The organism is Brevundimonas sp. GW821-FHT10E09, from assembly GCF_058809375.1.
In genome coordinates, this window is sequence record NZ_JBXASO010000001.1 from 103,734 (window position 1) to 116,269 (window position 12,536).

The 12,536-nt window shown below is 68.6% G+C and carries 16 protein-coding genes; 13 read left to right on the plus strand and 3 right to left on the minus strand.

Annotated features, from left to right (window positions below; genetic code table 11):
* Positions 1-3: 3 nt before the first annotated feature.
* From cyoE to AC1RSI_RS00540, 10 genes are all read left to right on the plus strand, one after another.
* Complete coding sequence (cyoE, locus tag AC1RSI_RS00495) at positions 4-987, plus strand: heme o synthase (protein ID WP_154726537.1); 984 nt, start codon at positions 4-6, stop codon at positions 985-987.
* Between the two features lie 3 nt (positions 988-990).
* Positions 991-1,161, plus strand: a complete 171-nt coding sequence (locus tag AC1RSI_RS00500) for a cytochrome c oxidase system small membrane protein (protein ID WP_196066398.1) — start codon at positions 991-993, stop codon at positions 1,159-1,161.
* On the plus strand, positions 1,158-1,706 hold the full coding sequence (locus AC1RSI_RS00505; protein WP_035309949.1) for a cytochrome c oxidase assembly protein: 549 nt from the start codon (positions 1,158-1,160) through the stop codon (positions 1,704-1,706). The genes AC1RSI_RS00500 and AC1RSI_RS00505 overlap by 4 nt, the downstream gene beginning before the upstream one ends.
* Before the next feature lie 4 nt (positions 1,707-1,710).
* Entirely contained in the window at positions 1,711-2,130 is a 420-nt protein-coding gene (locus AC1RSI_RS00510; RefSeq protein WP_035309951.1) for an NUDIX domain-containing protein, read from the plus strand.
* Positions 2,131-2,395: 265 nt separating this feature from the next.
* Complete coding sequence (locus AC1RSI_RS00515) at positions 2,396-3,304, plus strand: cytochrome c oxidase subunit 3 (protein ID WP_008260260.1); 909 nt, start codon at positions 2,396-2,398, stop codon at positions 3,302-3,304.
* Complete coding sequence (locus AC1RSI_RS00520; RefSeq protein WP_154726536.1) at positions 3,301-3,759, plus strand: DUF983 domain-containing protein; 459 nt, start codon at positions 3,301-3,303, stop codon at positions 3,757-3,759. Before AC1RSI_RS00515 ends, AC1RSI_RS00520 begins: the two co-directional genes overlap by 4 nt.
* Positions 3,756-4,469 carry an SURF1 family protein gene (locus AC1RSI_RS00525; protein ID WP_154726535.1) on the plus strand — a complete coding sequence of 238 codons (714 nt, stop codon included), beginning with the start codon at positions 3,756-3,758 and terminating at the stop codon, positions 4,467-4,469. Before AC1RSI_RS00520 ends, AC1RSI_RS00525 begins: the two co-directional genes overlap by 4 nt.
* Positions 4,470-4,519: 50 nt before the next feature.
* Positions 4,520-5,734, plus strand: a complete 1,215-nt coding sequence (locus tag AC1RSI_RS00530) for a M16 family metallopeptidase (protein ID WP_291753061.1) — start codon at positions 4,520-4,522, stop codon at positions 5,732-5,734.
* 63 nt (positions 5,735-5,797) lie between these two features.
* Complete coding sequence (locus tag AC1RSI_RS00535; protein ID WP_008263781.1) at positions 5,798-6,355, plus strand: NADPH-dependent FMN reductase; 558 nt, start codon at positions 5,798-5,800, stop codon at positions 6,353-6,355.
* An 81-nt stretch (positions 6,356-6,436) separates the two neighbouring features.
* Positions 6,437-6,766 carry a hypothetical protein gene (locus AC1RSI_RS00540; RefSeq protein ID WP_154726533.1) on the plus strand — a complete coding sequence of 110 codons (330 nt, stop codon included), beginning with the start codon at positions 6,437-6,439 and terminating at the stop codon, positions 6,764-6,766.
* A gap of 93 nt (positions 6,767-6,859) precedes the next feature.
* Here AC1RSI_RS00540 and AC1RSI_RS00545 read toward each other — a convergent pair whose 3' ends face one another.
* Positions 6,860-7,072, minus strand: coding sequence for a cold-shock protein (locus AC1RSI_RS00545; protein WP_008260410.1), 213 nt, complete (start codon positions 7,070-7,072; stop codon positions 6,860-6,862).
* Between the two features lie 237 nt (positions 7,073-7,309).
* Here AC1RSI_RS00545 and AC1RSI_RS00550 point away from each other — a divergent pair, with 237 nt between their 5' ends.
* Positions 7,310-7,504, plus strand: coding sequence for a hypothetical protein (locus AC1RSI_RS00550; RefSeq protein WP_008262034.1), 195 nt, complete (start codon positions 7,310-7,312; stop codon positions 7,502-7,504).
* Positions 7,505-7,529: 25 nt separating this feature from the next.
* On the opposite strand, the gene AC1RSI_RS00555 is transcribed toward AC1RSI_RS00550, so the two are convergent.
* Both AC1RSI_RS00555 and AC1RSI_RS00560 read right to left on the minus strand, forming a co-directional pair.
* Positions 7,530-8,708: a DUF1501 domain-containing protein gene (locus AC1RSI_RS00555; RefSeq protein ID WP_447941421.1), complete on the minus strand. Its 1,179-nt coding sequence runs from the start codon at positions 8,706-8,708 to the stop codon at positions 7,530-7,532.
* Complete coding sequence (locus AC1RSI_RS00560; RefSeq protein ID WP_447941422.1) at positions 8,705-10,126, minus strand: DUF1800 domain-containing protein; 1,422 nt, start codon at positions 10,124-10,126, stop codon at positions 8,705-8,707. Before AC1RSI_RS00560 ends, AC1RSI_RS00555 begins: the two co-directional genes overlap by 4 nt.
* A gap of 115 nt (positions 10,127-10,241) precedes the next feature.
* Between AC1RSI_RS00560 and AC1RSI_RS00565 the strand changes: the two genes are divergently transcribed.
* Positions 10,242-10,844, plus strand: coding sequence for a GNAT family N-acetyltransferase (locus AC1RSI_RS00565; protein ID WP_291754245.1), 603 nt, complete (start codon positions 10,242-10,244; stop codon positions 10,842-10,844).
* A 13-nt stretch (positions 10,845-10,857) separates the two neighbouring features.
* Positions 10,858-12,525, plus strand: coding sequence for a putative bifunctional diguanylate cyclase/phosphodiesterase (locus AC1RSI_RS00570; protein ID WP_447941423.1), 1,668 nt, complete (start codon positions 10,858-10,860; stop codon positions 12,523-12,525).
* Positions 12,526-12,536 lie beyond the last annotated feature (11 nt).

A 12,536-nucleotide genomic window follows, 5' to 3' on the forward strand; every position in this document is an offset into this window, starting at 1 on the left:
CCCATGACACCCGAACCCATGACCCAGGACGTCCAGACCCGCCCCGCGCTCTCGACCGCCCAGCCGGAAGACTTCTTCCAGCTGCTGAAGCCGCGCGTCATGTCTGTGGTGGTCTTCACCGCCGCGACCGGACTGGTCATGGCGCCGGGATCGATGAACCCGCTGGTCGCCGCCATCGCCATCCTGTGCATCGCCGTGGGCGCAGGCGCGGCCGGGTCGCTGAACATGGCGCTGGAAGGCGAGACCGACGCCCTGATGCGGCGCACGCGCGGTCGGCCGGTGGCGGCGGGGCGGGTCAGAAAGAATGACGCCATGGCCTATGGCGTCATCCTGAGCCTGTTCTCGGTCATGCTGCTGGGGATGAACACCAACTGGTTCGCGGCCGGGCTGCTGGCCCTGACCATCGTCTATTACGCCGGCTTCTACACCCTGCTGCTGAAGCGTCGGACGCCGCAGAACATTGTCATCGGCGGGGCGGCGGGCGCCTTTCCGCCGGTGATCGGCTGGGCGGCGGCGACGGGCCAGGCGCCGTGGCAGGCCTGGCTGCTGTTCCTGATCATCTTCCTGTGGACCCCGCCGCACTCCTGGGCCTTGGCCCTGTATTCGGCCGGCGACTACGCCAAGGCGGGCATACCGATGATGCCGGTGGCGCGGGGGGCCAGGTCCACCCGGCTGCAGATCCTGATCTATTCGCTGGTCTTCGTGGCCTCGGCCGTGGCCCCGGCCCTGGTGGGCATGGGCGGGATGATCTACGCGGTCGTGTCGGTCGCCGGCGGCCTGGGCTTCCTGGGCCTGGCCTGGCGGCTGTACCGCTCGCGCGCCGGGGACGAGCCGGACAAGGCCGACACCGTGGGACGCGAGGCCGCATTGTATGATGTGAAGGTCCAGGCCAAACCGGCGCGTGACCTGTTCGCCTTTTCGATCCTGTATCTGGTCGCCCTGTTCTCGGCCTTCCTGGTCGAGGCGGTGGCGGGCCTGGGAGCCTGAACCATGCGTCTGACGCCCGAGGAACTGCGCGCCCGCAAGCGCCGCAACGTCTGGATCGCGGCGGCCCTGGTGGCCTTCATCGTCCTGGTCTTCACCACCACGGTCCTGCGCCTGCAACAGAACCAGGCGGCCGAGCGCGCCCTGTTGCAAGAGGCGACGGGGGCGCCGCGATGAACAATCCCGGCCGCAAGAACCTGATCGCCATCGTCTGCGTCCTGGGCGTGATGGGGATGACGGGCGCGGCCTTCGCGGCTGTGCCCCTGTACCGGATGTTCTGCCAGGTCACGGGCTTCGACGGCACGGTGCGCCGCGCCGAAAAGGCGCCGGACACGGTGCTGGACCAGACGGTGCTGGTGCGGTTCGACACAAACGTGCGCGGCCTGCCCATGACCTTCCGCGCCGAACAGACGACCCAAAGGGTGCGGATCGGCGAGACGGGCCTGGCCTATTTCGACGTCACCAACACCTCGGACCAGCCGATCCAGGTGCGGGCCGGGTACAATGTCGTGCCGGAATACACCGGCCCCTATTTCCAGAAGCTGCAATGCTTCTGCTTCTCGGATCAGACCCTGGCGGCGGGCGAGACGCGCCAATTCCCGGTCCAGTATTTCATCGCCCCCGAACTGGCCACGGACCGCGAAGCCAGGGGCGCGCGCGAGATCACCCTGAGCTACACCTTCTATCCGTCGGTCGATGCGCCGGCGGGACCGAACGCCTGAGTCCATGGCTCGACCGGGTGTGGATTTCCCCGGCGTGGGCTGCGGTCTCGTGATCCAGCGCGCCGACGGGCGGGTGCTGCTGTGCAAGCGGCTGAAGGCGCCTGAGGCGGGACACTGGAACATCGTCGGCGGCAAGGTCGATCACATGGAAATCTCCGCCGAGGCCGCGCGTCGCGAGGCCGAAGAGGAGAGCGGCCTGACGATCGGCGCGGTCGAGTTCCTGTGCGTGACCGAAGAGGTGATCGCGGCGGATCGCCAGCACTGGGTGTCGCTGATCTATCTGGCGCGCGACTTCGCCGGCGAGCCGTGGCTGACCGAGCCGGACAAGCTGTCGGAGATCGGCTGGTTCGCGCTGGATGATCTGCCGCAACCCTTGTCGGTGTTCTCGAAGACGGCCTTTGAGGCCCTGAAGGCGCGGGTGTAGCGCCGCAACCCCGTCACCCTCGGGCTCGTCCCGAGGGTCCACGCCTAATGCGATTACAAGCTGTGGAGTTTAGACACCGGACCCTCGCCCGACCTGAGGTGCGGCGGACAGGTGGACCCTCGGGACAAGCCCGAGGGTGACGCGTTTGGGAGCAGCCCGGAGATCGCGGCGGAAACACGGCGGCGCACTGGCGCGACGCAAAAGCGGCGGTTATAGCTGGGGGATAAGGCGAGTTCATCGCCAGCCCAATATAGAGATGAAACGCATGGCCGACGCGCACGCCGCTCCGCACCACGACTATCACCTCGTGCCGCCCAGTCCGTGGCCGCTGCTGTCGTCCATTGCGGCGACCATCATGTTCATCGGCGCCGTGATCTGGATGAAGGGGCTGGCGCCGGCCGAGAACGGGCCGATCGCCGCCAACTTCCTGGCCGAGGGCAAGCCGGGCGTCTTCTTCGCCGGTCTGGCGGGGGTTCTGCTCTCGGCCATCGGCTGGTGGTCGGACGTGATCAAGGAATCCAAGGCGGGCGACCATACGCCGGTCGTCTCGATCGGCCTGCGCTACGGCATGATCCTGTTCATCGCCTCGGAGGTGATGTTCTTCGTCGCCTTCTTCTGGATGTTCTTCGACATGGCCCTGTTCCATGAATCACGGGCCCTGACCCCGGAAGTCGGGACCTGGGCGGACACGGCCAAGGCCTGGTCGACCTGGCCGCCCAAGGGGGTCGAGGTTCTGTCGCCCTGGCAGCTGCCGCTGCTGAACACCGTGACCCTGCTGCTGAGCGGCTGCACCGTCACCTGGGCCCACCACGCGATCCAGGTCGGCGACCGCAAGGGCGCCAAGATCGCCCTGATCATCACCGTGGCCCTCGGCGTCTTCTTCACCAGCGTTCAGGCCTACGAATATCAGCACATCCTGCACGAGCACCTGTTCTTCAACGAGGAAGCCGCCAACTCGGGCCTGTATGGGTCGATCTTCTTCATGGCGACCGGCTTCCACGGCTTCCACGTTCTGATCGGCACCATCTTCCTGGCGGTCTGCCTGATCCGCCTGCTGGCCGGCGACTTCACCCCGCAGAAGCATTTCGGCTTCGAGGCGGCGGCCTGGTACTGGCATTTCGTGGACGTGGTCTGGCTGTTCCTGTTCGCCTTCGTCTACGTCGTCTTCGGTTGATCCCGGACACCACCGACAAGATCGAGACGGCGGGGGACGAGGGATCGTCTCCCGCCGTCGCCGTTTCCGCCGTGCGGGCGGGACTGAAGGGGCGGTGCCCGCGCTGCGGCCAGGGGCGTCTGTTCGCCGGCTTCCTGAAGGTGCGGGCGGGATGCGAGGCCTGTGGGCTGGACTACGCCACCATCCAGACCGGCGACGGGCCGGCCAGTTTCATCATGCAGATCGCGGGCTTTCTGGTCGGGTTTTCGGCCCTGGTGGTCGAGATCAAATTCCATCCGCCCATGTGGCTGCACCTGATCGTCTGGCTGCCGTTGGTGGTGGCCCTGTCGCTGGCGCTGATGCGGCCGGGGCGGGGGCTGATGATCGGTTTGCAGTACAGGAACCAAAGCGCCCCCTCCACCGCTGCGCGGTCCCCCTCCCCCGATCCGCTTCGCTCCACGGGAGAGGATATATGAGGCGGTTTCCCTGGATATTGACGCTGCTGACGGTCGCGGCCCTGGTCCTGCTGATCGGGCTGGGCCTGTGGCAGGTCGAGCGGCTGAAGTGGAAAGAGGGGCTGATCGCGGCGTCCGAGGCGGCGGCGGCGCCCCCCCCCGCGCCGCTGGATCAGGTGCTGGCGGCAGATCCGGACGGGGGCGATCTGGAGTTCCGCAAGGCGTTGATCGTCTGTCCGGGTCTGGCGACCGCGCCCTATGTCGAACTGCAGTCCATCCATGACGGGGTGGCGGGGGTGCGGCTGATCTCGGCCTGCCGGCCCGTCGATGCGGATTTCAGCCTGCTGATCGACCGGGGCTTCGTCGCCGACGAGATTTCGGGCCGGCCGCGCGTGGCGGAGTCCACCCTGCCGCTGGTGCTGATCGGCGAGTTCCGCCGCTTCGATCCGCCGGGCGGCATGACGCCGCCTGCGGCGAACGGCCGCTTCTATGGCCGCGACACGGCGGCCATGGCCAGGGCCCTGAAGGTCCAGGGCCCGGTGCGGCCCGAGGCGGTGTTCGCCGTCAGCCCGACCAATCCCGAGTTCGGCGCCCTGAAACCGTCTGCCCCGCCGGCGGCCTTTTCCAACAATCATTTCGGTTACGCCCTGACCTGGTTCGGGCTGGCGATTGTGCTGGCGGGCTTCTATGTGGCCCTGCTTCGAAGACGCCTGAAGAAAGACACCCCCTGACCGCCACCCTGCACACCCTGTCCAACGGCGTCCGCGTCATCTGCGACCCCATGCCCGGCCTGAAGACCCTGGCCGTCGTCGTCACCGTCAAGGGCGGGGCGCGGTGGGAGCCGCAGGATCGCTCAGGCTGGTCGCACCTGCTGGAGCATCTGGTGTTCAAGGGCGCCGGCGACATGGCCGCGCGCGAGATCGTCGAGCGGATCGAGGCCGAGGGCGGCACGATCAACGCCTCCACCGGCTATGAGCGGACCAGTTTCGAGGTGCGGGGGCTGGAAGGCACCCTGGCGCTGAACATGCAGGTGCTGTCGGACCTGGTGTTCCGGCCTGCCCTCGACCCCGCCGAGATCGAGCGCGAAAAGGACGTGGTGGCCCAGGAGATCGCCGAGGCCTTCGACACCCCCGACGACCATGTGTTCGAGATGGTCCAGACGCGCGCCTTCACCGGCCAGCCGCTGGGCCGGCCGATCCTGGGCTCGGTCGACAGCCTGAAGCCGGCGGACAAGGCCAGCGTCGAGGCCTGGCGCGCGCGGCTGTATTCGCCCGACCGGATGGTGGTGTCGGCGTCCGGCGCGGTGGAGGAGGGCGAGCTGCTGGCCCTGGCCGAGCGCTGGTTCGGCGACGCGGTCGCGACCCCGGTTCCGGCCCCGGCGCCGGCGGCCTTCGTCGGCGGGCATGCGACCCTGACGCGCAAGATCGAACAGGCCAATCTGGTGTTCCAGCTGCCGGCGCTGTCGGCGACCGACCCGGCCCTGTCGTCGATGCGGCTGTTCGGCGAGATCCTGGGCGGGGGCATGGCCTCGCGCCTGTTCCAGAGCGCGCGCGAGGAGCGGGGCCTGGCCTACGCCATCGACGCCTATCAGGAGCCTTACGAGGACACCGGGGTGCTGGGCATTTACGCCGGGGCGGCTGCGGATCGGGCGCGGGAACTGGCCCAGGTGGCGGCGGGCGAGGTGCGGGCCCTGGCCGAGACCGGGCCGACCGAAAAGGAGCTGTCGCGGGCCAAGGCGGTGATGAAGGCCGGGCTGTGGATGTCGGACGAGAACCCGATGAGCCGGGCAGGACGCAACGCGGCCCAGACCCTGATCTTCGGCGCGCCCCGGTCCAGCCTCTCCATGACCGAACAACTGGAGGCCCAGACGGTCGAGGCCGTGCGGGCGGTCGGCGGTCGGATGCTGGCGGGGGGCCAGGCGGCCAGCGCCGTCCTGGGGCCGAAGTCGGCGGCGCCGGCGGGGGAGGCGTTCACGGCGGCCCTGTTCGGGGGGTAGGGAACATCCACCCTCGGCATCTGTTATGCTGACGCTTGAAACATCCAAACCCGGAGCGCCTCCATGTCCGTCCGCGTCGCCCTGATCGTCGGCAGCCTGCGCGAGGGCTCCTATTCCCGCGCGATCGGCCTTGAGATGAAGGCCCTGGCCGCGCCTGAGCTGGAGCTGGACCTGATCGAGATCGGCGACCTGCCGCTGTATAATCCCGACCTGGATACGGAGACGCCGCCGGCGGCCTGGTCGCGGTTCCGAGAGGAGTTGGCGACGACCCAGGCCGTGCTGTTCGTGACGCCGGAATACAATCGCTCCGTCCCCGGCGCCCTGAAGAACGCCCTGGACGTCGGCTCGCGCCCCTACGGCCAAAGCGTCTGGGCGGCCAAGCCCGCCGCCATCGTCAGCGTCTCGCCCGGCGCCCTGGCCGCCTTCGGCGCCAACCATCACCTGCGCCAGCCCCTGGTCTTCCTGAACATGCCCACCATGCAGCAGCCGGAAGCCTATATCGGCAATGTCGCCGGTCTGCTGAACGAAGAGGATGGGACGCTGAAGAACGAGGGGACGCGGGAGTTCCTGAAGGGGTTCCTCGATGCGTTCGCGGGGTGGATCGAGACGACGAAGGGGTGAGGCTGTCGCCAGTAAAACCATGCGGAGCGAATGCTCGACATGGTTGATAGAGCGTGTAGCATCCGTTGTCGGAGGCGATTCATGCAAAAGTGGCTCACGATCCTTAGCGGCGTTGTCCTCGCTTCATGTGGCGATGGCTCATACTCATCCGCTGCAGAAGATACGTCGTCGGAATTTGTCCAAAGCACCTCAAGCACCGGCATGCCAACTGCGACCCGCTCTATGGACTTTGAATCGTGCCTCACTGCGATTCGCAGCATGGCGGACGATCTTGCGATCGCGCCGGTGAACATCGTCGAAAGCAACGAACTAAGAATTGTCCGCTTCAATACGAGCGACGGATCAGTGCTTGTGACCTGCTCGCGACCGGACCGAAAAATGATTGTCGTGCAAAGCCCGCATCAAGGATAGCTCGGCCATCTTTCCGGTTACATTGCGACGCCCCAATTGAAAACGGCGGCTCCTTTCGGAGCCGCCGTCGCCATATCAGCCGTGAAGCTGAAATCAGCCGATGGTTTGCAGCTGGCCAGCGGATTCCTTGCCCGAACGCTTGTCGCGTTCCAGCTCGTAGGAAACCTTCTGGTTTTCATCCAGGCCGCGCAGGCCAGCGCCTTCAACGGCGGAGATGTGGACGAAGACGTCCTTGCCGCCGTCGTCGGGTTGGATGAAGCCGTAACCCTTGGTCGGGTTGAACCATTTGACAGTGCCGGTAGCCATTTTGAGACCTCCGTTAGAAGTTGACCGAGGGAACGTCCCTTCGGCCTGTCGGGTCTGAATGGGAGCGGCCTTGACTCGTGCGTTCGCAGAGAGAGTGGGCGTTACGCAGAGAGATCGACGAAGTCTATGTACTCAGGTCTTCGTGACAAATGCAAGCGCGGCCGCAACAAGGATTTTACAGTCGGTGGAACGGTCCAGCTTGGAGCGCGTTAGATTGGTACACGCAAAGGCTCTACCATGAACCGCATCCACGTTGTGGAGCGCGCCTACCAGCTCGCCCGCACTCCTGACTGTCTGAACACCGGCGACGTCGTCAAGGCCCTGTCTGCCGAAGGCTATTCCGGCGCCGAGATGTCCCATTTCCAGGGCAGCTCGATCCGCGCCGATCTGAACCGCATCTGCAAGATTCCGGTCGAGACCGAAGTCGCCTGATACGGCCCCTGGCCCGGCCTGGAGATCAGACCAGGCCGGCCAGGGTCGGCGCCTCGGCCGCGCTGTCGGGGAAGACGCGGGTGTCCAAGGCCGCGCGATCAAGGCCCATATGATCGCGCAACACGCCCTTGAACACGGATCTGATGTCCAGGGTGGGGGCCAGGTCGCGCCCTTCGAACAGGCGATTGTCCGCCAGGGTCGGCCAGTCGCCGATCAGGCCGCCGGGCTTGAGACCGCCCCCCGCCAGCAGCAGGGACGAGCCCGTGCCGTGGTCGGTGCCCTGGGTGCCGTTGGCGCGGGCGGTGCGGCCGAACTCGGTGGCGACCACCACGACGGTGCGGGACCACTGGTCGGCCAGCCCGTCCTTCAAGCCTGAAATCAACTGATCCAGACCGGTCAGCCGCGTCTGGAGCTGGCCGCGCTGACCCGCGTGGGTGTCCCAGCCGTCCAGGGAGACGGCGACGATGTCGGCCCCCTCGGCCCCCGTCATCAACCTGGCGACGGCGCGACCCAGGGCCTCGACGTCGTTGCGGCGGACGGTCTGGCCCGAACCGTCGGCGACCAGGGCCTCGGTCGCCAGTCCGCGCGCCAGGTTCTGGCCCAGCATCGGATCGTCGACATAGAGGTCCTGCAGCAGGGCGGCGATCCGGTCCTCGCCCGTGACGCGGCCGCCCGGCGCCCAGCTGGAGACCGGGGCGTCGCCGCGCAGGATCAAGGGCGTCTGGGCGCCGATCGACAGGCCCTGCAGCCGCGCGCCGCCCGCCGCGACGATGGCGCGGTTCAGCCAGCCGTCCTCGCGTTGGCGCAGCGCCTCGCCGCCGTTCTCCAGGACGTCCTGGGCCTCGAAATGCGAGCGGATCCGCACCGGCAGGGCCACGGCGGGGGCGAACCGCATCTGGCCCTGATCGTGCAGCCGGTGCAGCCCGGCGAGGGCGGGGTGCAGGCCGAACCCCTCGGCGAGATCCAACGCCCCGTTCGGTTCGCCCGGCGCCGCCAGCGCCAGGCCGCCGCGCAAGGGGACATAGTCGGGGTCGGCGTAGGGAATGGTCACGGACAGGCCGTCCATGGCGCCTCGGGCGATGACCACCACCAGTTTGGGGCGGGAGGCATCGGTCTGGGCGGCGACACGCCCGGCGAAGGCCAGGCCCATGCCGGCGGTCGCCGCCCCCAGCAGGGCGCGGCGGTCGAGGGTGAAACGGGTCATCGGCGCTGGAACTCCGGCGACATCAGGAGAAGGGTGAGGGCCTCGGTCCGGCTTTCGGCGCGGGCGACGGCGAGGCGGGTGCGTTCGGACAGCCGGTCGCCCAGGGCGTCGCGCGCCGCGGCGGCGATGTCGGCGGTCCGGGCGGTTTCGGCGGCGGTCCGCGCCCAGTTCAGGCGTTTGACTAGGGCGTCGGGACCGGCCCAGTCGGCCGCCGTGTCGGGCCAGCCCTCGGGCGAAGGCGCGGCGAAGGGGGGCTGGCCCATTTCAATCAGGGCCTGACGCAGGGGCTGGATTCGCTGGGGCGGGACGTCCAGGGCCCGATGGGTCGAGACGATGAACTCGTAGGGCGTCTTGATCTTGGTCGGCTGGGGCGTCCAGGTCTCGGGGGCCTCGACCAGGGCGCGCGCGACCTGGGCCAGGTCGCCGTCGGACCGGCGCCAGGCCTGCTCCAGCCGCGCCACGAGGGGTTCAGGCGGCGTGTCTGCGACGAAATGGGCCGCGATCCGTCGCGACAGACGCCGGGCCGTGGCCGGATGCCGGGCCAGGTCCCGCAGGATGGCCTCGCCCTGGGCCGCGCCTCTCTGCGCATAGGTCCGGCCCATCACGGTGCGGGGGCCGGGTTCATGAATATTGGCGCGGAAGACGAAGCCGTTCGGGCCGGGTTCAACTGCCTGGGCCGCCCGGCGGGCGCGGTCTCGGCCGGGCGCGGCCTGGCGATCCTGGGGCCGGGGAATCGACCAGCCGGTCAGGGCGCGGGCCAGTTCTGTGACGTCGGCCTGGGTATAGCCGGCGTCGGCGCCCACGGTGTGAAGCTCCAGCATCTCGCGGGCCAGATTCTCGTTCAGTCCGACCTTGCGTCGCGTCCCCGCCGGGCTGTCCGGCCCGGTCGAACGCGCCTGGTCGAGGTACAGAAGCATGGCCGGATGCTGTTCGGCGGCGACCACCAGATCCTCGAACCGGCCGAAGACGTTCGGTCGGACGGCCTCGCGCTCATAAAGGTCGATGAAGGCGCCGCTGTCGAACTTGACCGCCGACACGGTCAGGGCGTTGGCCCAGAACAGGGCCCACCGCTCGGCGAATCCGTCAGCCGTCGTGGCGCCCAGCCGGGCGCGCGTCAGAAAGGCCTGGGCGGTGTCGTCGGCGAGCGCGCGACGGGCCGCCTGGCGCGCCGTCCGCACCGCCTCGGCGTCCGCAGATGCGCCGGCCCGCTGGCCCCGATCGCCCTGATAGTCGAGGAAAGCCGCCATCCGCTGGCCGGAATCAGCGAAGGGGCCGGCCGGTTGAGGCGCGCCTTCGGAGCGGATCTGGGCCAGGGCCCAGGCGCGCGGATCGGCCGCGACGCGCGCGATCTCGCCGGGGCGGGCGCCGAGGCCCAGTCGGGTCACGGCGATGGCGGCGTCGGTCGAAGATGCGGCCATGAAGGGCTCCTGATCGTCGGTCTGAGTGTAACGCCTCGGAAACAAAACTCCGTCGCGGATCAGATTCGCGTGCATCTGTCGCCAAGCGGGCGGCGGCGCGCTAGGTTGTGTTTCGATGGCCCTCCTGGACTGGATGAGCGATGTAGCCGGACCCGTGGTCCGGGGCGACGGCGTGCTGTTGAGGCCGCCGCGGGCGTCCGATTATGCAGCCTGGTCCGTCCTGCGCGACGGGTCGCGCGACTATCTTCAACCGTGGGAGCCGGCCTGGCCGGACGACGATCTGAGCAAGGGCGCGTTCCGGCGTCGGCTGTCGATCTATGCGCGGGAGATGGAGCTGGGCAACGCCTGGCCGTTTTTCATCTTCGTCGACGGCGGCAAGACCCTGGCGGGCGCCGTCACCCTGTCGAACGTGCGCCGCGGCGTCGCCGAGACCGGCACCCTGGGCTACTGGATCGGCCAGCCCTACGCCGGGCGCGGCTATGCGACGGCGGCGATGCGGGCGGTGGTCGGCTACGCCTTCGACCGGCTGAAACTGCACCGGCTGGAGGCGGCCTGCCTGCCGACCAACCAGGCCTCGCGCCGGGTGCTTGAGAAATCCGGCTTCCAGAACGAGGGTCTGGCGCGGGCTTATTTGAAAATTAACGGCGAGTGGGCAGATCATCTGCTGTTCGGCCTCGTCGAGGACGAGATCGATCGCGGCGGCCGGACGCCGTCTTGAGAGGGCGACAGCTTTGACCGCGCGACCCCGATCCCTGGCCTGGGACGCCACGAGCGCCATCGAGGCGCTGGCGGCCGCCGATACGGCCCTGTGGGTCTGGACGCCGTCGCAGGATCAACTGCGGTTCACCGGCGCGACGCGCGTCCTGGGCCTGGGGCCGCTGGCGCCGGAATGTTCGGGCGCCGGCTTCGTCGCCTCGACCCTGCCGCAGGACCGGTCGCTGGCCGAGAAGATGCTGAAGCCCCAGGACGAAGGGACCGAGGTCGCGGTGCGCCTGCGCATGCGCGGATCCGATACCTGCATGTGGCGTGGGGTCTGGCTGGAGGACGGGCTGCGCGCCGCCGGGGTGGTGGCGCTGGAGACCAAGTTCGCCGGGTCGGACCGGGATGCGCTGACCGGCCTGCTGGATCGCCGGGCCTTCATCACGCGGGTCGGCGAGGTCCTGACCCAGGCCGGCGAATACGAGATCGTGGTCGGCGACGTCGACCGTCTGAGGCGGCTGAACGAGGCCCTGGGCCACGAACGGACGGATCTGGTGCTGTCGGCCCTGGGGTCGCGCCTGGCGGCCGCCTTCTCCAAGGAGGCCTCGCCTGCGCGGATCGGCGAGGACGAGTTCGCCGTCATCGTGCAGAAGACCGCCTCACACGCCAGCTTTCGCCTGCGCGAGGCGCTGGAGCAGCCGCTGCGGGTCGCGGGCTTCGACATCTATCCGACCGTCTCCATCGGGGCCGTGGTGGTCGAGGGCGGGCCGGACGCGCCGGACGCCTCCGAGCTGCTGCGCCGGGTCGAACTGGCGGTCGAATCGGCCAAGGGCGCCGGGCGCGGCGGATCGGCCGCCTATGGCCGGGCGCTGGAGAGCGACAGCCTGAGCCGTCTGGCGCTGGAGGCGGATCTGCGGAACGCCTTCGTGCGCGGCGAGATCGTGCCCTTCTTCCAGCCCATCGTGAACCTGAAGACCGGGGCGGTGGCGGGCTTCGAGGCCCTGGCGCGCTGGCGTCACCCCAAACGCGGCCTGGTCCCGCCGGACGAATTCCTGGGCCTGACCGCCGACCTGGGCATGATGAACGACCTGGGCCTGCTGATGATGACCCAGTCGGCGCGGCAACTGGCCGAATGGATCCAGCGCCACCCCCTGGCCGGCAAGCTGTTCTGCAGCGTCAACCTGTCGGTCGGCGAGATCGAACGCCCGCACCTGTGCGAGGACGTGGCCCGGATCATCCAGGAAAGCGGCCTGCCCAAGGGGGCGCTGAAGCTGGAAGTGACCGAGGGCGACATCATGCGCGACACCGCGCACGCCGCCGAGGTGCTGCAGTCGCTGAAGGACGTCGGGGCGTCGCTGGCGCTGGACGATTTCGGCACCGGCTTCTCGTCGCTGTCGTACCTGGCGCGCCTGCCGTTCGATACGCTGAAGATCGACCGCTATTTCGTCCTGACGATGAACAAGGACGAGGGTTCGGCCAAGATCGTCAAGTCGGTGGTCAACCTGGGCCGCGACCTGTCGCTGGAGGTCGTCGCCGAAGGGGTGGAGAACGGCGAACTGGCCGCCCTGCTTCTGGAGGCCCAGTGCCACTACGGCCAGGGCTTCGGCTACGCCCCGGCGCTCCCGGCGCAGGAGGCGGAGGTCTATCTGGCCGAGAGCCTGGCGGACGGCACGGCGCCGCTGAAGCAGCGGTCGGCTTAGATTTCACTTTC

Coding starts and splice junctions, on each gene's coding strand:
- cyoE (WP_154726537.1), top strand. CDS start 4: ATGACACCCGAACCCATGACCCAGGACGTCCAGACCCGCCCCGCGCTC.
- AC1RSI_RS00500 (WP_196066398.1), top strand. CDS start 991: ATGCGTCTGACGCCCGAGGAACTGCGCGCCCGCAAGCGCCGCAACGTC.
- AC1RSI_RS00505 (WP_035309949.1), top strand. CDS start 1,158: ATGAACAATCCCGGCCGCAAGAACCTGATCGCCATCGTCTGCGTCCTG.
- AC1RSI_RS00510 (WP_035309951.1), top strand. CDS start 1,711: ATGGCTCGACCGGGTGTGGATTTCCCCGGCGTGGGCTGCGGTCTCGTG.
- AC1RSI_RS00515 (WP_008260260.1), top strand. CDS start 2,396: ATGGCCGACGCGCACGCCGCTCCGCACCACGACTATCACCTCGTGCCG.
- AC1RSI_RS00525 (WP_154726535.1), top strand. CDS start 3,756: ATGAGGCGGTTTCCCTGGATATTGACGCTGCTGACGGTCGCGGCCCTG.
- AC1RSI_RS00530 (WP_291753061.1), top strand. CDS start 4,520: ATGCCCGGCCTGAAGACCCTGGCCGTCGTCGTCACCGTCAAGGGCGGG.
- AC1RSI_RS00535 (WP_008263781.1), top strand. CDS start 5,798: ATGTCCGTCCGCGTCGCCCTGATCGTCGGCAGCCTGCGCGAGGGCTCC.
- AC1RSI_RS00540 (WP_154726533.1), top strand. CDS start 6,437: ATGCAAAAGTGGCTCACGATCCTTAGCGGCGTTGTCCTCGCTTCATGT.
- AC1RSI_RS00545 (WP_008260410.1), bottom strand. CDS start 7,072: ATGGCTACCGGCACTGTCAAATGGTTCAACCCGACCAAGGGTTACGGC.
- AC1RSI_RS00550 (WP_008262034.1), top strand. CDS start 7,310: ATGAACCGCATCCACGTTGTGGAGCGCGCCTACCAGCTCGCCCGCACT.
- AC1RSI_RS00555 (WP_447941421.1), bottom strand. CDS start 8,708: ATGACCCGTTTCACCCTCGACCGCCGCGCCCTGCTGGGGGCGGCGACC.
- AC1RSI_RS00560 (WP_447941422.1), bottom strand. CDS start 10,126: ATGGCCGCATCTTCGACCGACGCCGCCATCGCCGTGACCCGACTGGGC.
- AC1RSI_RS00565 (WP_291754245.1), top strand. CDS start 10,242: ATGGCCCTCCTGGACTGGATGAGCGATGTAGCCGGACCCGTGGTCCGG.